This is a genomic window from Caulobacter sp. CCNWLW153 (assembly GCF_036889365.1).
Classification (GTDB): Bacteria; Pseudomonadota; Alphaproteobacteria; order Caulobacterales; family Caulobacteraceae; genus Caulobacter; species Caulobacter radicis.
Genome location: NZ_JBAKFV010000012.1, coordinates 92571 through 116729, shown reverse-complemented (window position 1 = coordinate 116729; position 24159 = coordinate 92571). Strand labels below are relative to the sequence as shown.

Sequence of the window (24159 nt, the reverse complement as noted above, 5' to 3'; positions counted from 1 at the left end):
CCTACGGCCGCCGCCAACCGGTCGGTCGGCCCACGCCCGCGGCGTCGATGCGGGCGACAGCCTCGGCCAGGGGCTCGATCGCCACGGCCATGTGGTGGGCGTTGGCGTGGACGATGGTGTCGCGGTCCAGCAGGATCGCCACGTGACCCTTCCAGAACACCAGGTCGCCACGCCGACGGTCGGCCTCGTCGATGGGCTGGAAGAACGAGAACTGCATGTCGGTGTCGCGCGGGACGGCCTGGCCCGTGGCGGCCAGCGCCTGCTGCACCAGCCCCGAACAGTCCAGGCCCAGGCTCTCGCGCCCGCCCCACTGATAGGGCGCGCCCAGGAAGCCCTGGGCGACCTCGGCCGGGTCGACCGCGCTGGCCAGGCCGATCGGCGCCAGGTGGGCCTCGATAAACCAGCCCGTGCCCGCGCCCTTGGCGAAGCGGCCTTCGCGGGCCTCCACCGTGACCAGCGCGCCCAGGGAATAGAGGCCTTCGGGGCGCGACTTGATGTTGGGCTCGCTGAACGCATAGGTCCGCAGGACCGCCACCTGGTGGGTCGCCGGCTCGCCCAGGGGGGCCAGATCGGCCTGCGCGACCCAGCCCACATAGCCGTCGCGCGCGCCCTGGCCCCAGGCGAAGCCGTCCTTGACGTCGAGCACGGAAAAGCGCTCGCCGAACAGCAGCTGGGTCCATTGCTCGGCGTCGGCGTCCGGGGCCTTGCGCAGGGCGGCGGCCGGTACCGCGACCTGCCAGGCCTTGGGCGCGTCGTAGCGCTCTGCGGCCACCACGCCCTGCAGGGCGGCGTCGGCGAGGTCGGGGCGGGCCAGGGTCAGGCGCGGATCCATCAGGCGAACCTGCTCTTCAGCATCGCGTAGAGGCCGCGGATGGCCTGGGCCTCGCCGCCGCTGGGACGACCGGGCGCGCCCTTGGGGTTCCAGGCGAAGATGTCCAGGTGCACCCACGCGCCCGTGGTCGGGGCGAAGCGTTGCAGGAACAGGGCTGCGGTCACAGAGCCGGCCTGGGCCCAGCCGTCGGGATCGTTCTTCAGGTCGGCGATGTCGCTTTCCAGCGCCTCGCGATAGCCGTCCCACAGCGGCATGCGCCAGACGGGGTCGGAGGCCTTGCGGGCCCCGGCCTCGATCTCGCCGGCCAGGGCGTCGTCGGGGGTGTAGAACGGGATCACCTGCGGGCCCAGCGCGATGCGCGCAGCCCCGGTCAGGGTGGCCAGGTCGATGGTCAGGGCCGGCGACAGTTCGGCCGCCCGGGTCAGGGCGTCGGCCAGGATCAGGCGACCCTCTGCGTCGGTGTTGCCGACCTCGATGGAGAGGCCCGCGCGGCTGTCGAGCACGTCGCCCGGACGCATGGCGTCGCCGGCGATGGCGTTCTCGACCACCGGGACCAGTACGACCAGGCGCACCGGCAGCTTGGCGGCCATGACCATGCGCGCCAGCGCCAGGGCGTGGGCGGCGCCGCCCATGTCCTTCTTCATCAGCCGCATGCCGGCCGAGGGCTTGATGTCCAGGCCCCCGGTGTCGAACACCACGCCCTTGCCGACGATAGCGACGACGGGGTTCTTCTCGTCGCCCCACTGGATCTCGAGCATGCGCGGCGCACGTTCGGGCACGGCGGCGCGGCCCACGGCGTGGACGGCCGGATAGTTCTGTTCCAGCAGGTCGTCGCCGACGATCGCCGAGAAGCCGGCGCCGAACTGCTCGGCGATCTCGCGGGCGATGGTCTCGATCTGGCGGGGACCCATGGCGTTGGCCGGGCTGTTGACCATGTCGCGGGCCAGGGCGCAGGCGTGGGCGATCGCCTGGACCTCGGCGACGTCGACGCCGTCCGGCGCGACAAGGCGTCGCGCTCCGTCGGCGCCCCGGGCCTTGAAGCGGTCGAAGCGATAGGTCCCCAGGGCGAAGGCCAGGGCGATCTGGGCCGGGTCCAGGCCCTCAGGCGCGGCGTGCAGGCGATAGTCGCCGGCCGGCAGCTTGGCCGGCAGGGCGCGGAAGGCCATGGCGTCGGCCCTGCCCCCCTTAATCCGTTGTCCGAGGCCGAAAAGCACGCGGTCCAGCGCGCCTTCGGGGGTGGGCACGGCCACGGTCTGGCCGGCCTTGGCCGAGAAGTCCGACAGCTGGGCGAAGCCGCGCACGAAGCTGGGCCGCGCGTCCAGGAACGCCGCCAGCTCGTCTTCCCAGAGGGCGTGCACCGGGATCACGGGACCATCGGCGGCGCCGCGCGAGGAGGCGGTGATCAGGGGTTCGGTCATGGGCCGGGGCCTTCGCGAATTTATGCTTAACGATTCCTTGAGGGGGCCGCGCGATGCTCGGCCGACCTTCCGGAGACATGCCTTCCATGTGTCGCAAGCCCGCCCTGCTCGCAACCGTCCTGACGCCCATTCTTCTGCTGAGCGGTCCGGCCCTGGCCGCCGACAAGGGCGACAAGGCGGGCAAGACCCCTGTCAGCGCCCCTGTCAGCGCGCCGGTCGCCGCCCAGCCGGCCGCGCCGCGCAAGGCCGGCGCCGCCGAGCGCGCCGAGGCCGCCCGCATGGACCCGCTGGCCCGCGCCGCCTTCTGGAGCGGTGAATTCGAGGCCGACCCGCGCGACGCCGAGGCGGGGGTTGGACTGTCCCAGGCCCTGCGCGCCCTGGGCCGCTATGAGGACGCCGCCGCCGCCGCCGGCCGCGTGCTGGTTTCGCATCCCAACAATATCGACGCCCTGCTGGAGTCGGCGCGCGTGCAGCTCGCCCGCGGCGAGGGCTTCTTCGCCATCGAGCCGGCCAGGACCGCCGCGGCCGCCGCGCCGAAGGACTGGCGTCCGCAGTCGCTGCTGGGCGTGGCGCTCGAGCAGTCCAAGCGCGACGACGAGGCCCTGGCCGCGCACCGCCAGGCGGTGGCCCTGGCTCCGAACGAGGCCGCCCCGGCCGCCAACCTGGCCATGTACCTGGCCGGACACGGCGATCTCGCCGGCGCCGAGGCCCTGCTGCGCAAGGCCGTGGCCATGCCGTCCTCGACGATCCAGATCCGCCAGAACCTGGCCTTGGTCGTCGGCCTGCAAGGCCGCATCGACGAGGCCGAGCGCATGGCCCGCCAGGACCTGCCGCCGCAGATGGTCGACAACAACCTGGCCTGGCTGCGCGCGGCGTTGGGCCAAGGCTCCGCCACGCGCACCTGGGGCGCGGTCAAGGCCGGCGGCTAGGGCGCCAGCGTCACGCCCACATCCGGCCGGGTCTCGCCATTGACCTGGGCCAGCCAGGCCGCTGCGATCGCCTCGGGGCCCTGCGAGCGCCGGGCGTGCAGCCAGCGCGGGGCGTCGGCGACGAAGCCGGCCCAGGCCTCGCCGTAGCGCTGGTCGAACCCTCCCGGACCCCAGTCCTGCCGCCGCTTGGCGATGCGGTCGGGCGCGAAGAAGAACGCCGGCCTGGGCCCGGGCAGGGCGCCCTGGCGTCCGCCGGCCTCCCAGTGGGCGCCGCCCACCAGCATCGAATAGGCCAGGTCCTCGCCGAAGGTCTCGTGCAGGCTGCGCAGCACGCCCGCGTCGCCGGCGAAGTCAACCGAGACCGCCGGCCGCTCGATCTTCGCGCCCGGCAGGTCGTCATAGGCCAGCACCCGGTCGTAGACGCCCAGGCCCTCGACGAAGGCGCGGCCGCGCGGCGAGGTCAGGCCGACGACCTTGGCCGTCCCGCGTTGCTTCAGCAGGTGGGCCAGGCCGATCGCGGTCTTGGCCGAGGCGCTGGTCAGCACGACGGACGCCGCGCCGAACCCGGCGTGCTCGTCGAGGAAGTCCTCGATCAGGAACGAGGTGATGAACAGCGGCTGCAACAGGGCGCGGTGGTCGTCCTGGCCCTGGTCGTCTTCCACCGCCAGATAGTGGTTGTAGGCGGCCGCCAGCCCCTGGCGATGAGCCGCCGTGTCGACGAGACCCGCGCGGCCGGGCCGCGCCTGCACCGTCAGGTGCGTCGACATCGGCAGGAAGCCGTAGAACCGCCGCCCGACCGCGACCTCGGGATGGGCCGAGGCCTCGACCCTGGCGTGACCCCAGACCGGCACGCGGCCCCAGCCGTCGGGACCGGGAAAGAAGTCCCAGTAGCGCATGGTCTCGCCGAAGGCGGCGTAGGTGACGTTGTTGGCGGTCAACGCGAAGTTCTCGACCGCCAGCCGCACCTGGCCGTCCTCCAGGGGCGGCGGCTCGGTTGCTTCAAAGCGCGTAGTGCGCAGGTCGGACTTGGCGACCAGAAAATCCCAGGCCATGGCCAGCCTCCCTCGTCGATCGACGAGCAGGAGTAGGCGGCCGGCCTTGCTGGAAGTCAAACGATTGTTTGAAACGTCATCTTTCAATGCCGTCATCCCGGCCGGAGGTCCGCGTGGCGGACCGCGGAGCCGGCAACCCAGGGGCAGCCGCATTGAGTCAGCCGCCTCTTGGAGGTGGAGCTCAAGCACCGCGCCCAGTCCCACTGGGCCCCGGATAAGCGCTGCGCGCTTTCCGGGATGACGAGAGTTGGGAGACAGCGTGTCGAAACTACCCCACCGCAAACAGCCGCAGCGCCGCGTACTGTAGAAGCATGATCGTCTTGGCGTCGCGGATGCGACCGTCGTCGATCATCGCCAGAGTCTCATCGATCGTGACCTCGTGGACGGCGATGTCCTCGCCCTCGTCGACCTCGCCACCGCCCGCCGAGACGCGGTCGCCGGGGCCATACTCGCCGACGAAGAAATACAGGCGCTCGGTCACCGAGCCGGGGCTCATGAAGGCGTCGAAGATCTTGCGCACCTTGTCGACGCGAAAGCCGGTCTCTTCCTCGACCTCGGCGCGGATGCGGGTTTCGGGCTCGGCGTCGTCGAGAAGGCCGGCCGGCGCCTCGATCAGCAGGTCGTCGTGGCCGTTGACGAAGGCCGGATAGCGGAACTGCCCGACCAGCACGACGGTGCGACGGGTCGGGTCGTAGAGCAGGATCGTCGCGCCATTGCCCCGGTCGTAGGTCTCGCGCGACTGCCGCTGCCAGGTTCCGTCGGCGCGCAGGTAAGAGAAGGTGGTCTTCTTCAGCGTGTACCAGTCGTCGGACAGCACGGTGACGTCCTCGACGCGGATGCGATCGGCGATGGACATGGCGAAACTCCGTTACAGGCTTCGTGCTCGCGGCCTGGCGGCGAGCCTCAGGCGATCTGCTGCGGCGCCCGCCGGGCCTGCGTCAACCCGATGTTCGCCTCGACGACGAAGCGGCTGCCCTGGCCCAGGGTGCTGTCGACGCTGATCGTCCCGCCCATGGTCTCGACGATCTGGCGGGTGATGCTGAGGCCAAGGCCGGTGCCGCCCGCATGGCGCGAGGCGTCGCCGACCTGCTCGAACGGCCGGAAGATGGCGTCCAGCTGGTCGCCCGCGATGCCGACACCGGTGTCCTCCACCGTGAAGCGAAGGCGCGCCGTCTCGCCGCCCTCGCCCTTCAGGCGCTCGACCCGCAGGGTGACCGAGCCGGCGTCGGTGAACTTCACGGCGTTGCCCAGCAGGTTGATCAGCACCTGCCGCAGCCGCTTGGGATCGGCGACGATCTGGGAAGGGACCTCGCGCGCCAGGGCGACGGCGAAGTCCAGGCCCTTCTCCTCGGCGCGCAGGCGGAACATCTGGTCCAGTTCGGCCAGGCACGCGGCCAGGTCGAAGGCGACCGGCTGCAGGTCGAGCTTGCCGGCCTCGATCTTGGCCAGGTCGAGAATGTCGGTGATCACCGCCAGCAGGTGCTCGCCGCTGGAGCGGATGGCGTCGACGGCCGTGCGCTGCTTGGGGTCGAGGTTCCCGCGGCTGAGCCAGTAGCTGTAGCCGATCACCGCGTTCAGCGGCGTGCGCAGTTCGTGGCTCATGTGGCTGAGGAACTGCGACTTGGCGGCGTTGGCGGTCTCGGCGGCGATGCGGGCGTCGGACAGGGCGAGGGCCTCGTCGGCCTGCCGGCGTTGGCGGGCCTCGAAGTCGCGGCGCATGCCCAGCAGGCGGTGCACGAGGAACGCGCCGATCATCACCAGCCAGACGCCCAGGATGATCAGGTACCACTGCTCGTCCGACAGCTGGACGCCCTCGGCGCGCACCGAGTCCATCGACACCGCCAGCCGGCCGGGCTGGGCCCCGCTGACGGCGACGGCGATCGCGCGCACGTCGGAGAAGGTGGGGGTGACATCCCGGCGCGCCAGGCCGTGGCTGGTCAGCCACCACTGCTCGGGCTCTAGCCGGTCTAGCGGCAGGACGATGGCGTTGGCGCCCGGCGTGACCGAGACCTCCGTCGCCAGCGGCACGTCCAGGTCGCCCAGCCGTCCGCGCAGGGCGGCCGGCGGAGCGGTCTTGACCAGCACCTTCAGGCGATCGGCCTCGCCGCGCCAGTGCAGGCGCAGGGTCAGGGTCTGGAACCGCGAGAAGTCCAGGCCCCGGGCCTTGGAGCCGAGGGCCAGTTGCAGGCCGTAGCCGCAGTAGGGATAGGCGACGCCCGCGCGGATCTCGCACGACCAGGCCATCGGTCGGTCCGGATCGGACGTCACGGTCGAGCGGCCCCCGGTCTCGTCGTCGGCGAAGGCGTAGCCGGCGAACTGGGCCGATCCCGGCGTCAGTTCCAGCGCCTGGCGGGTGAGGGCGCTCTTGCCCAGCACCGCGGCGAAGGTGACCAGCACCAGCAGGAAGATCACCGCCTCGACCTTGAGGTGACGATAGCGCAGCCAGCCGGCGTCGTTCTCGTTCGACGCGGCAGGCCGATCGGCCCGGCGGTCGAGGAAACGGAACGGACGCTGGGGCACGAGGCGCTCCTGAAGGGCCTGCGCGGCCGCGGGAAAAGCGAGGAGCGGCGACCCTACGCGGTCATGTTTGATCGCCGTTTAACGGCGGGCGAAATTTCTTGCCGAACCGTCACGAATTGGCGGGTTTGCGTCTTTGCCGTGTCAATGTGTCGTGGTTCAACCGGGCATGGGGCGCACGACGCCGCCCCGACCCCGTCATGGAGCCGCCGCATGTCCGTCCGTCGTCAGCTTGTCGCCGCCGTCGCCCTGGCGGGCATGATCTCGGGGGCGGCGGTCGCGCCGGCCCGCGCCCAGATCCCGTCGAACCTTCGCGACCTGGTGGGCGCCCGCGCCGCCGGCGGCGAGAGCGAGTTGCAGGCCCGCGGCTACGCGCTGGACCACGTGGACGAGGGCGGCTCGGCCAAGTTCGGCTACTGGCGGCGCGGCGACGAGTGCGTGCAGGTCACCACCCGCGACGGCCGCTACCTGACCATCGTCGAGGCCCGCGACATGTGCCGCAAGAAGAGCTCGGGCTCCGACGCCTCGGCCGTCGTCGCCGGCGTCGCCATCGTCGGCCTGGCGGCGGCCCTGGCGGCTCACAAGAAGAAGCACGACGACGCCGACCGCGACCACGACGCCGAATACGAGCGCGGCTACCAGGCCGCGCTCTACGGCTCCGACTACGACGACCGCCACGAGAGCGAGGGCTATCACGAGGGTTTCCTGGCCGGTCAGTCCGAGCGCGACAATCGCCGCTTCTCCAACTCCCGCTACGTGCGCAACGCGCCGCGCGCGGCCCAGGACGCCTGCTCGCGCCGGGCCGACGAATACCAGAGCCGTCCCTACGGCAGCAGCGTGCCGATCAGCGTCCGCGACCTGGGCCGGGGCGACTGGGAGCTGACCATGGCCACGGGCTCGTACCGCTCGCGCTGCACGGTCTCGGCCGGCGGCCAGGTGCGGGCGATGACCCCCTACTGAGCGGTCACAGCAGCGCGGCCGGCACCAGGATCAGCAGCATGTAGCAGGCGGCGCGCGCCAGGGCGCCGAGGGCCGTCACGGTCGCGGCGCGGCGGCTGATCTCCAGGCGCCTGGACAGCCAGCGGACCTCGGTCAGGACCAGCCAGGCGGTCGCCGCCAGGATGACGGCAAGGCCGGCCGTGGTCCAGGCCGGGCCACCCCGCTGAACCGCCGACAGGCCCAGCGATAGGGCCAGGGACGTCGGCGCGGCCAGATAGCACTGGGCGTAGAACGGCCGGCGCAGGGTCCTGCGCGAGACGGCCACGCCCTGCTTGCGCAGCAGGGTCAGGGTCACGACCAGCGGCGTCAGGCCAAACAGCAGGCACCGGAACATCAGGAGGTTCTGCTGCGAGCCGAAGATCGTCTTGGCCAGCGGCGTGGCGCCCACCGGCTGGGGCGAATGGGTCGCCCAGCCGATGAGGTTGGCGATCACCAGGGTGATGATCAGCAGCACCGGCGGGTTGAGGGCGTCGTCGTAGCGCTGGTCCTCGGGCTGGCCTTCCTCGCGATCGGAATAGGCCATGGCGGTGAGCGGCCGGGTGACGATCCGCAACATGGTGCGCGGGTAGAAGTAGAGCCAGGTCATGGCTTCGAAGAGCAGCTCCTCGAAGCTTCTCAGGATCTTCAGCAGGTCCACGGCGTGCGCCTCGTTCGTCGCTCCATCCGGTGATAGCAGCGGCGTTCGGCGGCTTTCCAGCCTTTCGACCGTCGCGGGCGCATCGGGCGCTATACACGCTTCGCGAAGCCGGGCCTTAATCCCGCGACAGCGGAGCTTCGAGCATGGCCACCCGGCGCGACTTTCCCTACTACCGTGGCGAGCCGGTCGCCTTGTCGGGCCTCGGCTGGACGCTGGCCCTGGGCGGCTGCGTCGCCGGCTTCCTGGCCCTGATCCTGATCCCCCGCGGCGAGGCGGGCCAGGCGCCGGGCCTCATCGGCCCCTTGCTCTTCGTGACCCTGCCCCTGGTCGGCCTGGCGCTGGCGGCGGGCAGGGGATGGACGGCGCTGTTTCCGCGACCCACCGGTCGCGACCTGCTGCTGGGCCTGGCGTTCATGCCGCTGGCGCTGCTGGTCTCCGGCGTCGTGGCGTTCTTCTATGGCAAGGGAGGGCTGGCGCAGGCCAATCCCGTCGCCGGGATCCTGCTTCACCTTAAGCCCATGGAGCGGGCGGTGTTCATCGCCGGGACCGCGCCGCAGCTGCTGGGCGAGGAACTGGTGACCGTCCTGCCCTTCCTGGCGATGCTGACCCTGTGCCATCGGCGGCTGGCCCTGCCGCGAGGCGTGGCGATCATCGTCGCCTGGATCGCCTCGGCGATGATCTTCGGCGCCCTGCACCTGTCCACCTACGGCTGGAACCTCGTCCAGGTGCTGCTGGTGATCGGGATCGCGCGGCTGGTGCTGACGATTCCCTATCTGCTGACCAGGAGCGTCTGGGCCTCGTTCACGGCGCACATCTGCCTGGACTGGTCGATCTTCGCGCTCGTGCTATTGCAGGCCGCGCGGACCTGAGTGGCCCAAGCCCTTGGCCTGACTCAGCTTCCGGCGCTTTTGCGCGGTTGACATCGTCCGGCTCGTCGCTTATCCACCGCCCCTCACTCGCGGGGCCGACCGGTTTCCGCGTCAACGCTATTAGTTTCGGAGCCACGTCGTGAAGCGGACATTCCAGCCGTCGAAGCTCGTGCGAGCCCGCCGTCATGGCTACCGCGCCCGCATGGCCACCAAGAACGGCCAAAAGATCGTCGCGCGTCGCCGCGCCAAGGGCCGTAAGCGCCTGACGGCCTAAGAGCGGGTTTCCCGCTCTTCTTTCCTGCCTCCGGCAGGATCGTACGACATGACAAAAGCCGCCCCTTCCCAGAACCAGGCCTCCAGCCTGCGCCGGAAAGGGCGGCTTTTTTCATGACCGATTCCCAAGTCTCGGCCGCCGCCCCGCAGAAGGGGCCGAAGATCGAGCGCCTCAAGGTGCGCGCCGACTTCCTCAAGGCCGCCAAGGCGCCCTCCCTGTCGCGCGGCGCCGTCTTCATGCAGCTGCGCCCGCGGGCCGACGAGGACGCCCTGATCCGGGTCGGCTTCACCGCTTCGAAGAAGGTCGGCGGCTCGGTGGAGCGCAATCGCGCCAAAAGACGCCTTCGAGAGGCGGCCCGGCTGCTTCTACCCCTTCATGGACGCCCCGGTTGCGACTATGTGTTCATCGCTCGCGGCGGCACGCGCTCGCGGCCGTGGGGGCGTTTGCTTGACGATGTAAAAGCCGCGCTGATAAGCCTCGCGGCCGAAATCGACCGCGGGGGCAAGCCTGCCCAATCTGGGGCTGCCGCTCCCGCGCCCGCCTCACCCTCTTCGCACGCGCAAGCGCCCGAACCCTCCGATCCCGGTTAAGTCTCAATGCAGAACGACAACAAGAACACGCTGGTCTTCATCGTCAGCGCGTTGGCGATCCTGATCGGCTACCAATTCTTCGTGCTGGGCCCGAACCAGAAGAAGCAGGAAGCCGCCGCCCGCGCCAAGAAGGCCGCCGAGGCTCAGGCCGCGGCCGCCAATCCGGGCATGGCCATCGGACCGGACGGCAAGCCGCAGCCGATCAAGCTGTCGCGCGAAGCGGCCAAGGCCGCCAGCCCGCGCATTCCGATCGACACGCCCACCCTGTCGGGTTCGGTCTCGCTGAAGAGCGGCAGCGTCGACGACCTGCTGCTCAAGCGCTATCGCCAGACCACCGACAAGGCCTCGCCGCCGGTCGAGCTGCTGCGCCCCGCCGGCGCGGAGAACGCCTTCTTCACGCTGTTCGGCTGGAGCGGCCAGAACATCGGCGCCATGCCGGGCCAGGACACGGTGTGGACCGCCGCGCCGGGCCAGACCCTGCGTCCGGGCTCGCCCGTCACCCTGACCTATGACAACGGCGCTGGCCTGGTGTTCAACCGCACCATCGCGGTCGACGCCGACGCCATGTTCACCGTCACCGACAGCGTCCGCAACAACGGCGGCCAGCCGGTCTCGATCACGCCCTACGCCTCGGTGCGCCGCTGGGGCGTCCCGGCCGACCTCGGCAAGAACCACATCGTCCACGAAGGGGCGATCGGCATGCTGGGCGAGAAGGACTACAAGCTCGAGCAGTCCAAGTACCAGAAGTGGAAGAAGGACAAGCCGCAGCAGACCATCACCTCGGTCGGCGGCTGGACCGGCATCACCGACAAGTACTGGCTGACGGCCCTGATCCCGACCCAGAACGAGCGCATCAACGCCCAGTACAACGTCACGCCCGTCGGCGGCGTGGACGTCTACGAAGCCAACTTCGCCGCCGTCGCCAAGACCGTGAACCCGGGCCAGGCCGTCACCGAGACGACCCGCCTGTTCGCCGGCGCCAAGACCGTGCCGCTGCTGCGCAAGTACGAGTACGGCGACGGCCAGGCCCCGGCCTGGTGGCAGTTCTGGGACAAGAAGGCCCAGGCCATCCCGCGCTTCGAGTGGGCCGTGGACTGGGGCATGTTCGCCCTGATCACCCGCCCGATCTTCAACGTGCTGGAGGTCTTCTACAAGCTGGTCGGCAACTTCGGCATCGCCATCATGCTGCTGACCGTGACCCTGAAGCTCATCCTCTATCCGCTGGCGGACAAGAGCTACGAGTCGATGGCGAAAATGAAGAAGGTCGCTCCCGAGGTCGAGAAGCTGCGCGCCAAGCACAAGGAAGACCCTGCCAAGCAGCAGCAGGAGATGATGGCGCTGTACGCCAAGGAGAAGATCAACCCGTTCATGGGCTGCGTGCCCATGCTGATCCAGATCCCGGTGTTCTACTCGCTCTACAAGGTGCTGACGGTCACCATCGAAATGCGGCACGCGCCGTTCTTCGGCTGGATCCAGGACCTGTCGGCGCCGGATCCGACCACCATCTTCAACCTGTTCGGCCTGATTCCGTGGGATCCGGGCATGCTGCCCTTCGTCGGCGCGATGATCGCCCACCTGGGCGTGTGGCCGCTGCTCTACGGCTTCACCATGTGGCTGACCACGGCGATGAACCCGCCGGCCGGCGACCCGATGCAGCAGAAGATCTTCCAGCTGTTCCCGATCATCTTCACCTTCACGCTGTCGGGCTTCGCCGTCGGCCTGGTGATCTACTGGTGCTGGAGCAACGTGCTGACGATCATCCAGCAGTACATCATCATGCGCCGCTACAAGGTCGAGAACCCGATCGACAAGATCATCGGCCGGCTGACCGGCAAGTCCGCGACGGCGACCTGATGACCGATCCGATCGAACCGCTCTACTCCGACGAGGAGATCGAGGCGGCCCGGGTGCTGTTCGCCCAGCCGGTCTCGTTCATGATGGGGGCCGTCCGCATGGACGGCCTGCCGCCCGCCGATCTGCCGGAAGTGGCCTTCGCCGGCCGCTCCAACGTCGGCAAGTCGAGCCTGATCAACGGCCTCGTCGGCCAGAAGTACCTGGCCCGCGCCTCCAACGAGCCGGGCCGCACGCGCGAGCTGAACTTCTTCCTGCTGGCCGAGCAGCTGCGGCTGGTCGACCTGCCGGGCTACGGCTTCGCGCGCGTCTCGCGCACGACGGCCAGCAAGTTCCAGGACCTGGGTCGCCAGTTCCTGCGCGGCCGCCCGAACCTCAAGCGGGTCTATCTGCTGATCGACGCGCGCCACGGCCTCAAGAAGGTCGACGCCGAGGCCATGGACGCCCTCGACATCTCGGCGGTGTCCTACCAGATCGTCCTGACCAAGGCCGACAAGATCAAGCCGCCCGAGGTCGACAAGGTCGTGGCCGAGACGCTGAAGGCCATCGCCAAGCGTCCGGCCGCCTTCCCGCGGGTGATCGCCACCTCGTCGGAAAAGGGCCTGGGCCTGCCGGAACTGCGCGCCGAGATCGCCCGGACCTGCCTGAGCTAGCATCCTTCTCCCCTTGCGGGAGAAGGTGTCGGCGGCAGCCGACGGATGAGGGGTCTCTCAGAAATCAGACGCCGCGATAGCCGATCAGCTGTTGCGGCGTTTTGCGTTTGCACGACCCCTCACCCGACCCCGCAAGGGGAGAGGGTTAGGGTAATCCGTGCACGGATCATCCGCTTACCTACATAAAACCGCAATAAAACTGTCGTCGAAACTTCTCTGGCTCAGAAGTTGTGGCGAAACTATGCCCTCCCCCGACAAGAACACCCGTGTTCTCCAGGTGTCGGGCCTGGGCGCGGAGTGTCCGTGGGGATATTCCGATGAAGAAGACCGCTCTGCTGGCGCTGTGCGCCATCGCTCCGCTGGCGCTCGCCGCCCAGGCCGCGGCCGCCGACCTGGCCGACGCCCCCATCGCCACCGCCGCCGAAGAACCGGTCACTGCTTCCGAAGTGGTCGTCCAGGCCGGCATCGCCTATCGCAACCGCACCGAGGAGACCGCTCCGGTCCTCGAATACGGCCTCGACTACTTCCAGCGCTTCGAGCCGCTGAGCGCCGGCGACGCCCTCAAGCGCGTGCCGTCGGTGGCCTTCCTGTCGGACGTGCTGGAATCTGACGGCGTGCGCCTGCGCGGCCTCGACCCGGCCTACACCCAGATCCTGATCAACGGCGAGAAGGTTCCGGGCGCCGGTTCGGGCTCGGGCGCGTTCGGCGCCGGCGCCGACGGCTCGTTCTTCGTCGACCGCATCCCCGCCGAACTGATCGAGCGCATCGAAATCGTCCGCAGCGCCAGCGCCAACCGCAGCGGCGACGCCGTCGCCGGCGCCATCAACATCGTGCTGCGCGACGCCTACGCCCTGGACGGCGGCTTCGTCCGCGCCGGCGCGATGATGTTTGACGACAAGCGTATCCGCGAGACGGTCGGCGGCGTTTGGGGCGGCCAGGTCGGCCCCGGCCGCCTGCTGGTCGGCGCCAATCTGCAGGGCCGCCGCAATCCCAAGCTCAAGACCAGCCTGCGCTACGACGAGCCGAACGGCACGCTCGACAACAGCGAAGTCCAGACCGACACCCGCAACGGCACCGACTATTCGTTCAACGCCAGCTACCAGGTTCCGGTGGCCGGCGGCGACCTGTCGCTGGCCGGCTTCTTCGTCCGCACCGACCGCACGCAGGACGAGGACTCGATCGAGTACGCCAAGGACATCCGCACCAACGCCAACATCCAGACGATCAACAACAACGACGTCCAGATCGACCAGGACAGCTGGTCGCTGACCGGCAAGTACAAGCGCGACATGCTGGGCGGCCGCACCTCGGTGAAGCTCGGCTACGCCGGCTTCAAGGGCAAGGAAGACGAGTTCGAGGACGAGATCGAGTACCTGCGCGACGCGATCCCGTTCCCGGACGGCGACCGCATCACCCGCGACAAGTCGCGCCGCGAGATCGACGACACCGAAGTCTCGGCCAAGCTCGAGCACGAGCGTGACCTGTCGTTCGGCGCCGAACTCGAGTTCGGCCTGCAATACGAGAAGAAGGAACGCGACACCTACTTCACCGAGGTTCCGCGCAACCGCTACAACCTGCCCCAGGCCAACCCGCCCGCCTTCGGCGCCTACGCCCCGATCGCCGGCGGCGACTCGACCTTCGAGCAGACCCGCCTTGACCCCTACGTGATGCTGTCGGGCAAGTCCGGCGCGCTGAAGTGGGAAGCCGGCCTGCGCTACGAGACCACCGACGTCTCGATCGAGGACCGCACCGCGGGCGAGAGCTACGACACCGACTACAAGATCCTGCTGCCGTCGGCCTCGGTGCGCTACAACCTGACGGCCAGCGACCAGTTCTACGCCGCCACGGCCCGCACGGTCCGTCGTCCGAGCTTCGAGTACCTGTCGCCGGCGACCCTGGAAGCCGAACTGGGCGACAACGACTTCATCGGCGTGCCCACCCTGAAGCCGGAAACGGCCTGGGGCCTGGACGTCGGCTACGAGCGCCGCCTGGGCCGCGCGGGCGTCGCCGGCGTCAATCTCTTCTACCGCAAGGTCAACGACCTGCTGGAGCTCTACAACACGGGCGCCGAAGGCAGCGAAGGCGACGGCACCTTCGTCTACTCGGCGCGCAACGCCGGCGACGGCAAGGTCTGGGGCATCGAGTTCGACCTCTCGACCCCGCTGACCGTCATCGGCCTCGAGAACACCGGCGTGTTCCTGAACTACTCGTGGCTGGACAGCGACATCGACGACGAGTTCGGCTCGCGCAAGTTCAACAGCCAGTCGGACTACGTGCTGAACGTCGGCTTCATCCAGGACCTGCCGACCTGGGGCGCCTCGTTCGGCGTGACCTACCGCAAGCAGGGCGAGGCCTACAGCCGCGTCGTCGGCGAGGAAGTCACCACTACCTACGGCGGCGACCTGGAGATGTTCGTCGAGAAGCGCATCGGCAAGGACATCACCATCCGCCTGACCGGCTCGAACCTGCTGGACGCCTCCAAGAAGGAGAGCTTCAACAAGTTCACCACCATCGAGGACCAGGTCGACCGCAGCTTCGACGAGTACGAACTCGAGCGCGAGCAGGCCGGCCCGGTGTTCCAGCTGATCGCCCGCATGGCGTTCTGATCGGAAGCCTTCCGGTTCGAATGAAGAAGGCGGCGTCCGAAAGGGCGCCGCCTTTTTCTTTGTTCCTCCCCCGTGAAGCGGGGGAGGGGGGCCACGAAGTGGTGGAGGGGGCGAGACCGGGCTCAGAGGAGGCGGTCGCCCCCTCCGTCACGCTGCGTATCCGCAGCGCGCCACCTCCCCCGCTGAAGCGAGGGAGGAGTAGGAGGATCGTTCAAGCCGCGCGGCCGTTGCCCTCGTCGGTCATGAAACCCATCAGCACGTCGATGCGCTTGACCAGCTCGGCGCGGGCCATGGCGCCGGTGACCTCGACCTGGGTCATGGCGCTGAGCGCGTTGGCGGCTTCGATCAGGCGCGGTTCCTTCACCGCCTCGCCGACGGCGCGCAGTTCGGCGGCCTGGGCGGCCAGGGCGCGGCGGGCCTGGGCCGGATCGCTGTCCAGCGACTGGGCGGCGGACTTGACGATGCGCAGGGCCTGGGAGAGGCGGGCGGCGGGCGTGCCGGCCGCGTCGGCCTTGCGCTTGCGCGGACCCTTGTACTCGGCCGAGTTGAAGCGGCGGCGGTCGGGGCCGACGTACTGCACGGCCTCCACCCAGTCGCGCGGCTTCATCGTCACCGCTTCCAGGCGCCGTTCCAGGTCCTTGATCGTGAACGGCTTGCGCATGAACTCGTGGATGCCGGCGTCGCGGGCGCCGAAGATCGCTTCGGCCGTGGCTTCGGCGGTGCACATGATGATCGGGGCCTGGCGGCAGGCCAGGTCGCTGCGGCGGATCTTCTTGGCCAGGGCCAGGCCGTCGACGCCGGCGCTGGCGTGCTCGACGAAGATCATCTGCGGGTCGACGGTGCGCACCATCCCCCAGCCCTGCTCGATGGTCGGGGCGGAAAAGACCTGCACGTTGCCCACGTGGCGCAGCTGGTCGCCCAGCAGGCGGACGGCGGCCGTGCTCGGGTCGACGACCAGCACGCGCTGCATCTTGGCGGCGATGCGCTGCAGGGTGCGAGGGTTGCCGTCGAACACGGGGCGGGGTCTCCAGAGGATCGGACCCGACTCTTACGCCCAGGAGGGTAAAAAACCGCTTGATGAACGGGCGCGGTCCCGTGCGTCAGATCGACGGCTTCAGATCGCCAGCGAGGCCGAAAGCCCGGAGTCGAAGTCCTGCAGGATGTCGACGGCTTCCTCCACGTCGACGATGGCCGGCTGGCCCTCGGGGAAGCGGTAGCGCCAGAAGCTGGCGATGTGCGAGATGACCCCGACCTTCTCCCCCAGCGACAGGAACATGTCGGGCGCGCGCAGCAGGAATTCGCGGAAGGCCTGCGGCTTGCCGTTGTCGATCAGGTCCTCGAAGGCGTCGTCATAGACCTTGATGGTGCGCAGCACGGCGGCGCGTTCCAGCACGACGCCCTGTTGCAGGCGCTTGCGGGCGTCGTCGACATAGCGGGCGGTCTCGGCCTCGCGGGCGCCGGTGATGACCATCTGGCCGATCTCGCCGGCCGTGGCGGTCAGCTGCGGCCACAGGCGCGTGAGCATCCACTTGTAATAGAGGAAGCCCTTCCAGCTGAAGACGCCCTCCTTGAAGCTCTCGCCTTCCAGCACCAGGGTCTCGCGCAGCGGCTCCAGCCGCTCGTCGACGTCGGTGGACAGCAGGGCCTCGACCAGGCGAGCGGCGGCCGCGCCGTTGACCCGGCCGCTGTCGCGGTAGGCCAGGTCGATGAGCCGCGAGATCTCGACGGCGACGAAGCCCTGCATCTGCTCCAGGTCGCTCGGCGACAGGGCGAAGTAGCACGGGGCCACGATCATGCCGTGGCGGCGCAGGTGCTCGCGCAGCAGAAACGGGTCCAGCGACGGCAGCATGTCGATCATGCGCAGCGTGGCCAGGTCCCGCGTCATGTCCGACGGGTCGTTGCAGGCCTCGCGCAGCAGGTCGATCCAGCCGCGCTGGCCGACGAAGAACGACTGGCCGCCCAGGGAGAGGTCGCTGCGCTCGAACGGAATGATGATCTTGGTCGCCGTCGGCCGCGCTTCGTCGAACAGGAACAGGTCGTCGCTGCGCAGGCGGTGCTTGACGATCAGGGCGTTGTTCAGGACCCGGTTTCGAAACAGCGGGTGCTGGGAATATTCGGGGCGCTGGCTGCTGTCGGCGGCGATGGCCAGGAGGTTCAGCACCCGGCTGGTCGACGCGGTGCGCTCCAGGGCGCGCAGGCTGCGCGTCAGACGGTCCGGCTTGCGGACGGGAGCGAGCTTTCGGCGCGCGGACAAGATCAGGAGCCCCCTTGGTTACGGGGGAGGTTGTAGCGCTGGCGGCCTAAACAAACGCTAACCGTGACCGCAGGTAGTCCCCGGAATGGGGATTAGCGGATGGCGGGAGCCAAATCCTCCCCCCCCGAAGGGGGAGGTGGCCCGGAGGGCCGGAGGGGGAAGCGGCTGCTGAACCTCCGCAACCCCTTCCCCCCTCAGTCGCTCCGCGACAGCTCCCCCTTCAGGGGGAGCATCAGAAAGGTCACCCCTCGAAAGGATCCCTCATCAGGATGGTGTCGTCGCGCTCGGGGCTGGTCGACAGCAGGGCCACAGGGGCGCCGATCAGTTCCTCGACGCGGCGGACGTACTTGATGGCGTTGGCGTTGAGGTCCTTGAACGAGCGGGCGCCGGCGGTGCTTTCGCTCCAGCCTTCCATCTCCTCGTAGATCGGCTCGGCGGCGGCCTGGTCGCGCATGCCGGCCGGCAGGTAGTCGACGACCTTGTCGCCGATCTTGTAGCCGACGCAGATCTTCAGGGTCTCAAGGCCGTCCAGCACGTCCAGCTTGGTCAGGGCGATGCCGTCGATGCCGTTGATGGCCACCGACTGGCGCACCAGCACCGCGTCGAACCAGCCGCAGCGGCGCGGACGGCCGGTGTTGACGCCGACCTCGCGGCCGACCGTGGCCAGGTGCTTGCCCACTTCGTCAGAGAGTTCGCAGGCGAACGGACCCTCGCCGACGCGGGTGGTGTAGGCCTTGACGATGCCCAGCACGTAGCCCGGGCCCTTGGGGCCCATGCCCGAGCCGGCGGCGGCCTGGCCGGCGACGGTGTTGGACGAGGTGACGAACGGATAGGTGCCGTGGTCGACGTCCAGCAGGGCGCCCTGGGCGCCTTCGAACAGGATGCGGCGGCCGGCCTTCTTGGCCTGGTCCAGCACCCGCCAGGCCGGCTGGGCGTAGGCCAGGATCTGCGGGGCGATCTCCATCAGCTGGTCGAACAGCTGGGTCGCGTCGGCGTCGGGCAGGCCCAGGCCGCGACGCAGGGCGCCGTGGTGGCTGAGCAGGCGCTCGATCTTCGGCTTCAGGGCTTCCGGATCGGCCAGGTCGGCGACGCGGATGGCGCGACGGCCGACCTTGTCCTCGTAGGCCGGACCGATGCCGCGGCCGGTGGTGCCGATCTTCTGGCTGGAAGCGGCTTCACGCGCCTGGTCCAGGTCGCGGTGCAGCGGCAGGATCAGGGTGGCGTTGTCGGCCAGCACCAGCAGGTCGGGGGTGATGTTGACGCCCTGGTCGGCGATCTTGCCGATCTCGGTCAGCAGGTGCCACGGGTCGACGACGACGCCGTTGCCGATGACCGAGGTCTTGCCCTGCACGACCCCCGACGGCAGCAGGGCCAGCTTGTAGACCTTGCCGTCCACCACCAGCGTATGGCCGGCGTTGTGGCCGCCCTGGAAGCGCACGACGACGTCGGCCCGGTTGGAGAGCCAGTCGACGATCTTGCCCTTGCCCTCGTCGCCCCACTGGGCGCCCACGACGGTCACGTTGGCCATGATAGAGATATGCCTTGTCACCTGCCCGGTAGCGCCCGCGGCCCTTCGACAGGACTCGGCGGCGGACGTTGTCTCGATTGTAGGTGACGAGCGGGGGCCGTCAGGCGGCCCCCACGAAGTCAGAAGGCGTAAAGCAGGCGCACGCCCAGATCGTCAAGCCCCTGGTTCTTGCCCTGGTGGAAGATCTGGCCGTTCGACAGGTGGACGTAGGACAGCTCGGTCGCCCAGCGGTCGTTGAAACGGTAGCCGAGCGCCAGTTCCGGCTGGAACAGCACCTTCGAGCCGAAGTCGATGCGGGTGTTGTAGAGCTTCAGACGGCGCTGGATCTCGGCCTGGCTGATGCCGGGCTCGTTGACCGGCGGCAGGCCGGTCTCGCCGTCGGTGTAGGCCAGGCCCATGCCCGGACGGAAATAGAAGCCGCCCTTGTCGCCGAAATCGATCGGCCAGGAGAAGCCGGCGGCCACGAAGTTGGAGGTGTTCTCGCTGTTCAGCGAGACGAAGGCGTGGACCTGCGGCTTGCCCAGCCAGGTCAGGTTCTCCAGGCGATCGGTGCGGTAGCCCAGGTGCAGGTCGACCCCGTCCTCGCGGCCGGCGGCGCCCAGGCCCACGGCCTCGCCGATGAAGGTGACGTCGTGCTTGTAGGCGCCGACGATCAGTTCGCCGGCCGAGGCGGCGGTGGCGCAGGCGAGCGCGGCGCCGGCCACGGCGGCCAACAGTGCGAATTTCATGGTCTCTGACCCCTCAGCAGTATCCGGCTCCCTTATGGCGCGAACCGTCGGTGCGAGCTAGAGCAGGCGATCGAATGCTGTGGCCGCGTGGCCACATAGCCACTGAGCCATTGAGGGGCCTCATGACCGTCTCGCTCGCCGACATCCAGGCCGCCGCCGAACGCCTCAGGGGCCAGGCCGTGGTCACGCCTCTGCTGGAGAGCGCGGCCCTGTCGGACCGCCTGGGCGGTCGGGTGTTCGTCAAGCCCGAGACCCTGCAGCTGGCCGGCGCCTTCAAGTTCCGCGGCGCCTACAACCGCCTGTCGCAGTTCACCGACGAGGAGAGGGCGCGCGGCGTCGTGGCCTTCTCGTCGGGCAATCACGCCCAGGGCGTGGCCCTGGCGGCCGACAAGCTGGGCATGCCGGCCCTGATCGTCATGCCCGCCGACGCGCCGTCGGTGAAGGTCGAGGCCACGCGCGGCTTCGGGGCCGAGATCAGCTTCTTCGACCGCTTCAAGGAAGACCGCGAGGCCATCGCCGCGCAGATCGCCGCCGAGCGCGGCATGATCGTCGTGCCCTCCTACGACGACCCGCACATCATCGCCGGCCAGGGCACGGTGGGCCTGGAGATCATCGCCCAGGCGGAAGGCCTCGGCGCGACGCTGGACAAGGTGCTCTGCCCCATCGGCGGCGGCGGCCTGATCGCCGGGACCTCGACGGCGGTGAAGGCCCTTTCGCCCGCCACCCAGGTCTGGGGCGCCGAGCCGGCCGGCTTCGACGACACCCGCCGCTCGCTGGGCAGCGGCCATCGCGAGGTGATCGATCCCGACGCCCGCTCGTTCTGCGACGCCCTGCTGGCCCCGACGCCGGGCGCCCTGACGTGGCCGATCAACAGCCGCACCCTCACCGGCGTCGCCGCCGTCACCGACGAAGAGGTCGCCGCCGCCATGCGCTGGGCGTTCATGAACCTCAAGCTGGTGGTCGAGCCCGGCGGCTGCGTCGCCCTGGCCGCGGCGCTCGCCGGCAAGATCGACGTGAAGGAGCAGACGGCGGTGATCGTGCTGTCGGGCGGGAACGTGGATCCGGCGGTGTTCGCGGGGGTGCTGGGGGGCTAGTCGCGATCCTTCTCCCGCAAGGGGAGAAGGATCAGCGATGGGTAATCCTCTTTTTCTCAGCCCCCTAGCGGCGGTCAAAACCTCCCGCTAGGGTCCGCGACCTCGAAACGAACCGCTCGAAAAGAGTAGCGACGATGAAACGCCTTCTCCTCGCAACCGCGCTGATCGCCGCGCCCATGCTCTCGCATGCCGCCGACGCGCCCAAGATCGATCCCGCCAAGCTGTCGCAGCACATCAAGGTGCTGTCGTCGGACGAATTCGAGGGCCGCGGGCCCGCCACCGAGGGCGAGAAGAAGACCGTCGCCTATGTCGTCGAGCAGATGAAGGCGATCGGCCTGGAGCCGGCCGGCGACCTGCAGACCGACGGCAAGCGCGCCTGGACCCAGGACGTGCCGCTGGCCAAGTTCGAGATCGCCGGGCCTGTCAGCGCCCACATCATGGCCGGTCCCGACCACGTCATGCTGGCCCAGGGCGAGCAGATCGCCATCCGCGCGGCGATGACCAATGTCGACAAGGTGTCGATCAAGGACGCCCCGCTGGTCTTCGCCGGCTACGGCGTCACCGCGCCCGAGCGCAACTGGGACGATTTCAAGGGCCTGGACGTCAAGGGCAAGATCGTCGTCGTGCTGATCAACGACCCGGACTTCGAGACCGGGCAGGGCGACTTCGGCGGCAAGGCCATGACCTATTACGGCCGCTGGACCTACAAGTACGAAGAGGCCGCCCGTCGCGGCGCCGCCGGCCTGCTGATCGTGCACGAGACCGCGCCGGCCTCCTACGGCTGGGCCACGGTGAAGAACTCCAACACCAACACGATGTTCGACATCGTGCGCAAGGACCCGGCCAAGAGCCATCCGGCCCTGGAAGGCTGGATCCAGCGCGACCTGGCCGTCGACCTGTTCAAGAAGGCCGGCCTCGACTTCGAGGCCCTGAAGAAGCAGGCCCAGACCCGCGACTTCAAGCCGGTGGACCTGAAGGCGACCTTCTCGGCCGACTACGCGGTAAAGCACGAGGTCATCGTCTCCAAGAACATCGCCGGCCGCGTGAAGGGCACGAAGTATCCGGACGAGACCATCATCTACAGCGGCCACTGGGACCACCTGGGCGTGGGCCTGCCGGACGCCACGGGCGACAAGATCTACAACGGCGCCGTCGACAACGCCGATGGCATCGCCGCCCTGCTGGAGCTGGGGCGCGCCTTCAAGGCCGCGCCCGCGCCGCAGCGCTCGGTGATGTTCCTGGCCGTGACCGCCGAGGAAAAGGGCCTTCTGGGCTCGGAATACTACGCGGCCAACCCGCTGTTCCCGCTGGCCAAGACGGTCGCGGACCTCAACATCGACGCCCTGTCGGCCGCCGGCCCGGCCAAGGATGTCACCACCTCCGGCGACGGCAAGGTCGACCTGCAGGACATGCTGGTGGCCAAGGCCAAGGAAGAGGGCCGCTATTTCACGCCCGATCCCGTGCCGCAGGCCGGCCACTTCTACCGCTCGGACCACTTCCCGTTCGCCAAGCGCGGCGTGCCGGCCATCTCGGTGGGCTCGGGCAGCGATCTGGTGAAGGGCGGCAAGGAGGCCGGCGAGAAGGCCGAGGCCGACTACAACGCCAACCGCTACCACCAGCCGGCCGACGAATGGTCGGCGGACTGGGACCTGTCGGGCCAGGCGATGGACATCGGCCTGTTCTACAAGGTCGGCGCGGACCTGGCGAATTCGCGCGCCTGGCCCGAGTGGCAGGCGGGTTCGGAGTTCAAGGACCTGCGCGACAAGACCAAGGCCGAACGCAAGTAAGAGAAACTAACCCATGCGCTCCCCTCAGCCGTCATCCCGGCCGGAGCGCAGCGTAGAGCCGGGACCCAGGGGCCGCGCGCGCCGCCCCTGGGTCCCGGATAGCGCCTGCGGCGCTTCCGGGATGACGATCTATTTTGTGATTTCCCTAAGATGACCGCCTCCGTTTTCGACCTCTTCAAGCTGGGCGTCGGCCCTTCCAGCAGCCACACCATGGGCCCGATGACGGCGGGGGTGATGTTCGTCGAGCGGCTGCGCGCCGCCGGCAAGCTGCCCAGCGTCGCCCGGGTCGAGACCCGGCTTTACGCCTCGCTGGCCCTGACCGGCAAAGGCCACGCCACCGACCGCGCCGTGATCCTGGGCCTGATGGGGTTCGCGCCCGCCGACCTCGATCCCGACGCCGGCGAGGCTGCGCTGGCCGAAACCAAGGCGACGCAATGGATGATGCTCGGCGGCGAGGTCGGCATCGGCTTCGACGAGGCGCGCGACATCGTCTTCGCCGGCCACGAGCGCCTGCCCCAGCACCCCAACGCCCTGACCTTCAGCGCCTTCGACGCTGACGGCTCCCTGCTGATGGAGCGCACCTATTTCTCGATCGGCGGCGGCTTCGTGCGCGACGAAAGCGAGATGGGCCGCAACGCCCCGCCCGAGGAGGGCCCGGCCATCCCGTTCCCGTTCGAGAGCTCGGCCGACCTTCTCGAACGCGCCGATCAGGCGGGCCTGACCATCGCCCAGGTGATGGCCGCCAACGAACTGGCCCGGATGAGCGAGGGCGAGATGAACGCCGGCCTCGACCGCATCTTCGGGGCCATGGAGGCCTGCATCGACCGGGGCATGCGCGAGGACGGCGTCCTGCCCGGCGGCCTGTCGGTGAAGCGCCGCGCCCGCCAGATCCACCAGACCATCCTGGGCCGGATGGAGCGCCAGATGAGCGATCCGCTGGCGGCCATGGATTTCGTCAACCTGTGGGCCATGGCGGTCAACGAGGAGAACGCCGCCGGCGGCCGTGTCGTCACCGCCCCGACCAACGGCGCGGCGGGCCTGGTGCCGGCGGTGCTGCGGTTCTTCGTGCGCTTCCACAAGGGCGCGCCCGAGCAGGTGCGCATCTTCCTGCTGACGGCGGCGGCGATCGGCGCGCTCTACAAGCGCAACGCCTCGATCTCGGGGGCCGAGGTCGGCTGCCAGGGCGAGGTGGGCGTGGCCTGCTCGATGGCGGCCGGCGGCCTCTGCGCCGCCCTGGGCGGGACCAACGCCCAGATCGAGAACGCCGCCGAGATCGGCATGGAGCACAATCTGGGCCTCACCTGCGACCCGATCGGCGGCCTGGTCCAGATCCCCTGCATCGAGCGCAACGCCATGGGCGCCATCAAGGCCATAGACGCCGCGCGCCTGGCCCTGCTCGGCGATGGCCAGCACTCGGTGTCGCTCGACAAGGTCATCGCCACGATGAAGCGCACCGGCGAGGACATGAACGAGATCTACAAGGAGACCTCGCTCGGCGGCCTGGCCGTGGGCCTGTCGGTGAACCGGGTGGAGTGCTGAGG

At 69.3% G+C, this 24159-nt stretch carries 21 protein-coding genes and 1 pseudogene; 12 read left to right on the top strand and 10 right to left on the bottom strand.

Annotated features, from left to right (window positions below; all coding sequences use genetic code 11):
* Window position 1: 1 nt before the first annotated feature.
* Both V6S85_RS18390 and V6S85_RS18385 read right to left on the bottom strand, forming a co-directional pair.
* A complete protein-coding gene (locus tag V6S85_RS18390) occupies window positions 2–832 on the bottom strand; it encodes a C40 family peptidase (RefSeq protein ID WP_334349840.1) in 831 nt (276 codons plus the stop codon).
* Window positions 832–2250 carry a leucyl aminopeptidase family protein gene (locus V6S85_RS18385; protein ID WP_334349839.1) on the bottom strand — a complete coding sequence of 473 codons (1419 nt, stop codon included), beginning with the start codon at window positions 2248–2250 and terminating at the stop codon, window positions 832–834. The genes V6S85_RS18390 and V6S85_RS18385 overlap by 1 nt, the downstream gene beginning before the upstream one ends.
* 86 nt (window positions 2251–2336) lie before the next feature.
* Here V6S85_RS18385 and V6S85_RS18380 point away from each other — a divergent pair, with 86 nt between their 5' ends.
* On the top strand, window positions 2337–3179 hold the full coding sequence (locus V6S85_RS18380; RefSeq protein WP_334349838.1) for a tetratricopeptide repeat protein: 843 nt from the start codon (window positions 2337–2339) through the stop codon (window positions 3177–3179).
* Here the strand turns inward: V6S85_RS18380 and V6S85_RS18375 are convergent.
* The 3 genes from V6S85_RS18375 to V6S85_RS18365 form a co-directional block, all read right to left on the bottom strand.
* Window positions 3176–4231 (bottom strand): DUF2855 family protein, encoded by a 1056-nt coding sequence (locus V6S85_RS18375; protein ID WP_334349837.1) that lies wholly within the window; start codon window positions 4229–4231, stop codon window positions 3176–3178. The two genes, V6S85_RS18380 and V6S85_RS18375, sit on opposite strands and share 4 nt — an antisense overlap.
* Window positions 4232–4499: 268 nt before the next feature.
* Window positions 4500–5087: an NUDIX domain-containing protein gene (locus tag V6S85_RS18370; RefSeq protein WP_334349836.1), complete on the bottom strand. Its 588-nt coding sequence runs from the start codon at window positions 5085–5087 to the stop codon at window positions 4500–4502.
* A 47-nt stretch (window positions 5088–5134) separates the two neighbouring features.
* The gene (locus V6S85_RS18365) at window positions 5135–6751 is read right to left on the bottom strand and encodes a sensor histidine kinase (protein WP_334349835.1); all 1617 of its coding nucleotides are present in this window, start codon (window positions 6749–6751) and stop codon (window positions 5135–5137) included.
* Window positions 6752–6961: 210 nt separating this feature from the next.
* Between V6S85_RS18365 and V6S85_RS18360 the strand changes: the two genes are divergently transcribed.
* Window positions 6962–7708: a hypothetical protein gene (locus V6S85_RS18360; protein WP_334349834.1), complete on the top strand. Its 747-nt coding sequence runs from the start codon at window positions 6962–6964 to the stop codon at window positions 7706–7708.
* A gap of 4 nt (window positions 7709–7712) precedes the next feature.
* Here V6S85_RS18360 and V6S85_RS18355 read toward each other — a convergent pair whose 3' ends face one another.
* Window positions 7713–8384 carry a hypothetical protein gene (locus tag V6S85_RS18355; RefSeq protein ID WP_116566147.1) on the bottom strand — a complete coding sequence of 224 codons (672 nt, stop codon included), beginning with the start codon at window positions 8382–8384 and terminating at the stop codon, window positions 7713–7715.
* Window positions 8385–8527: 143 nt separating this feature from the next.
* On the opposite strand from V6S85_RS18355, the gene V6S85_RS18350 reads away from it, so the two are divergent.
* The 6 genes from V6S85_RS18350 to V6S85_RS18325 all read left to right on the top strand — a co-directional run bounded on the left by V6S85_RS18350 (window position 8528) and on the right by V6S85_RS18325 (window position 15227).
* A complete protein-coding gene (locus V6S85_RS18350; RefSeq protein WP_334349833.1) occupies window positions 8528–9253 on the top strand; it encodes a CPBP family glutamic-type intramembrane protease in 726 nt (241 codons plus the stop codon).
* A 139-nt stretch (window positions 9254–9392) separates the two neighbouring features.
* Window positions 9393–9527 carry a 50S ribosomal protein L34 gene (gene rpmH, locus V6S85_RS18345; RefSeq protein ID WP_012284717.1) on the top strand — a complete coding sequence of 45 codons (135 nt, stop codon included), beginning with the start codon at window positions 9393–9395 and terminating at the stop codon, window positions 9525–9527.
* A 113-nt stretch (window positions 9528–9640) separates the two neighbouring features.
* Window positions 9641–10117: a ribonuclease P protein component gene (gene rnpA / locus V6S85_RS18340; RefSeq protein WP_116566143.1), complete on the top strand. Its 477-nt coding sequence runs from the start codon at window positions 9641–9643 to the stop codon at window positions 10115–10117.
* A gap of 6 nt (window positions 10118–10123) precedes the next feature.
* On the top strand, window positions 10124–11971 hold the full coding sequence (gene yidC / locus V6S85_RS18335; RefSeq protein ID WP_334349832.1) for a membrane protein insertase YidC: 1848 nt from the start codon (window positions 10124–10126) through the stop codon (window positions 11969–11971).
* The gene (gene yihA, locus V6S85_RS18330) at window positions 11971–12621 is read left to right on the top strand and encodes a ribosome biogenesis GTP-binding protein YihA/YsxC (RefSeq protein ID WP_334349831.1); all 651 of its coding nucleotides are present in this window, start codon (window positions 11971–11973) and stop codon (window positions 12619–12621) included. Before yidC ends, yihA begins: the two co-directional genes overlap by 1 nt.
* Window positions 12622–12938: 317 nt before the next feature.
* Complete coding sequence (locus tag V6S85_RS18325) at window positions 12939–15227, top strand: TonB-dependent receptor plug domain-containing protein (protein ID WP_334349830.1); 2289 nt, start codon at window positions 12939–12941, stop codon at window positions 15225–15227.
* 211 nt (window positions 15228–15438) lie between these two features.
* Here the strand turns inward: V6S85_RS18325 and V6S85_RS18320 are convergent, their stop codons facing one another.
* The 4 genes from V6S85_RS18320 to V6S85_RS18305 form a co-directional block, all read right to left on the bottom strand.
* A complete protein-coding gene (locus V6S85_RS18320) occupies window positions 15439–16197 on the bottom strand; it encodes a response regulator transcription factor (protein ID WP_116566216.1) in 759 nt (252 codons plus the stop codon).
* Window positions 16198–16341: 144 nt separating this feature from the next.
* A complete protein-coding gene (locus V6S85_RS18315; RefSeq protein WP_116490249.1) occupies window positions 16342–17487 on the bottom strand; it encodes a hypothetical protein in 1146 nt (381 codons plus the stop codon).
* Between the two features lie 235 nt (window positions 17488–17722).
* The gene (locus V6S85_RS18310) at window positions 17723–19009 is read right to left on the bottom strand and encodes an adenylosuccinate synthase (RefSeq protein WP_116490250.1); all 1287 of its coding nucleotides are present in this window, start codon (window positions 19007–19009) and stop codon (window positions 17723–17725) included.
* A gap of 119 nt (window positions 19010–19128) precedes the next feature.
* The gene (locus V6S85_RS18305) at window positions 19129–19737 is read right to left on the bottom strand and encodes an acyloxyacyl hydrolase (protein WP_116566133.1); all 609 of its coding nucleotides are present in this window, start codon (window positions 19735–19737) and stop codon (window positions 19129–19131) included.
* 122 nt (window positions 19738–19859) lie between these two features.
* Here V6S85_RS18305 and V6S85_RS18300 point away from each other — a divergent pair, with 122 nt between their 5' ends.
* The 4 genes and pseudogenes from V6S85_RS18300 (at window position 19860) to V6S85_RS18290 (ending at window position 24157) form a co-directional block, all read left to right on the top strand.
* On the top strand, window positions 19860–20831 hold the full coding sequence (locus V6S85_RS18300; protein WP_334349829.1) for a threonine ammonia-lyase: 972 nt from the start codon (window positions 19860–19862) through the stop codon (window positions 20829–20831).
* A gap of 134 nt (window positions 20832–20965) precedes the next feature.
* A complete protein-coding gene (locus V6S85_RS18295; protein WP_334349828.1) occupies window positions 20966–22618 on the top strand; it encodes a M28 family metallopeptidase in 1653 nt (550 codons plus the stop codon).
* Window positions 22619–22650: 32 nt separating this feature from the next.
* A pseudogene (locus tag V6S85_RS26665) lies at window positions 22651–22717 on the top strand (hypothetical protein); the annotation flags it as partial.
* A gap of 51 nt (window positions 22718–22768) precedes the next feature.
* The gene (locus V6S85_RS18290; RefSeq protein WP_334349827.1) at window positions 22769–24157 is read left to right on the top strand and encodes an L-serine ammonia-lyase; all 1389 of its coding nucleotides are present in this window, start codon (window positions 22769–22771) and stop codon (window positions 24155–24157) included.
* Window positions 24158–24159 lie beyond the last annotated feature (2 nt).

What these genes read in the sequence shown, in the direction of transcription:
- V6S85_RS18325 (WP_334349830.1), top strand. Translation starts at nt 12,939, where the DNA reads ATGAAGAAGACCGCTCTGCTGGCGCTGTGCGCCATCGCTCCGCTGGCG.
- V6S85_RS18300 (WP_334349829.1), top strand. Translation starts at nt 19,860, where the DNA reads ATGACCGTCTCGCTCGCCGACATCCAGGCCGCCGCCGAACGCCTCAGG.
- yihA (WP_334349831.1), top strand. Translation starts at nt 11,971, where the DNA reads ATGACCGATCCGATCGAACCGCTCTACTCCGACGAGGAGATCGAGGCG.
- V6S85_RS18370 (WP_334349836.1), bottom strand. Translation starts at nt 5,087, where the DNA reads ATGTCCATCGCCGATCGCATCCGCGTCGAGGACGTCACCGTGCTGTCC.
- V6S85_RS18360 (WP_334349834.1), top strand. Translation starts at nt 6,962, where the DNA reads ATGTCCGTCCGTCGTCAGCTTGTCGCCGCCGTCGCCCTGGCGGGCATG.
- V6S85_RS18380 (WP_334349838.1), top strand. Translation starts at nt 2,337, where the DNA reads ATGTGTCGCAAGCCCGCCCTGCTCGCAACCGTCCTGACGCCCATTCTT.
- V6S85_RS18320 (WP_116566216.1), bottom strand. Translation starts at nt 16,197, where the DNA reads ATGCAGCGCGTGCTGGTCGTCGACCCGAGCACGGCCGCCGTCCGCCTG.
- V6S85_RS18350 (WP_334349833.1), top strand. Translation starts at nt 8,528, where the DNA reads ATGGCCACCCGGCGCGACTTTCCCTACTACCGTGGCGAGCCGGTCGCC.
- V6S85_RS18375 (WP_334349837.1), bottom strand. Translation starts at nt 4,231, where the DNA reads ATGGCCTGGGATTTTCTGGTCGCCAAGTCCGACCTGCGCACTACGCGC.
- V6S85_RS18390 (WP_334349840.1), bottom strand. Translation starts at nt 832, where the DNA reads ATGGATCCGCGCCTGACCCTGGCCCGCCCCGACCTCGCCGACGCCGCC.
- rnpA (WP_116566143.1), top strand. Translation starts at nt 9,641, where the DNA reads ATGACCGATTCCCAAGTCTCGGCCGCCGCCCCGCAGAAGGGGCCGAAG.
- V6S85_RS18310 (WP_116490250.1), bottom strand. Translation starts at nt 19,009, where the DNA reads ATGGCCAACGTGACCGTCGTGGGCGCCCAGTGGGGCGACGAGGGCAAG.
- V6S85_RS18385 (WP_334349839.1), bottom strand. Translation starts at nt 2,250, where the DNA reads ATGACCGAACCCCTGATCACCGCCTCCTCGCGCGGCGCCGCCGATGGT.
- yidC (WP_334349832.1), top strand. Translation starts at nt 10,124, where the DNA reads ATGCAGAACGACAACAAGAACACGCTGGTCTTCATCGTCAGCGCGTTG.
- V6S85_RS18290 (WP_334349827.1), top strand. Translation starts at nt 22,769, where the DNA reads ATGACCGCCTCCGTTTTCGACCTCTTCAAGCTGGGCGTCGGCCCTTCC.
- V6S85_RS18305 (WP_116566133.1), bottom strand. Translation starts at nt 19,737, where the DNA reads ATGAAATTCGCACTGTTGGCCGCCGTGGCCGGCGCCGCGCTCGCCTGC.
- V6S85_RS18295 (WP_334349828.1), top strand. Translation starts at nt 20,966, where the DNA reads ATGAAACGCCTTCTCCTCGCAACCGCGCTGATCGCCGCGCCCATGCTC.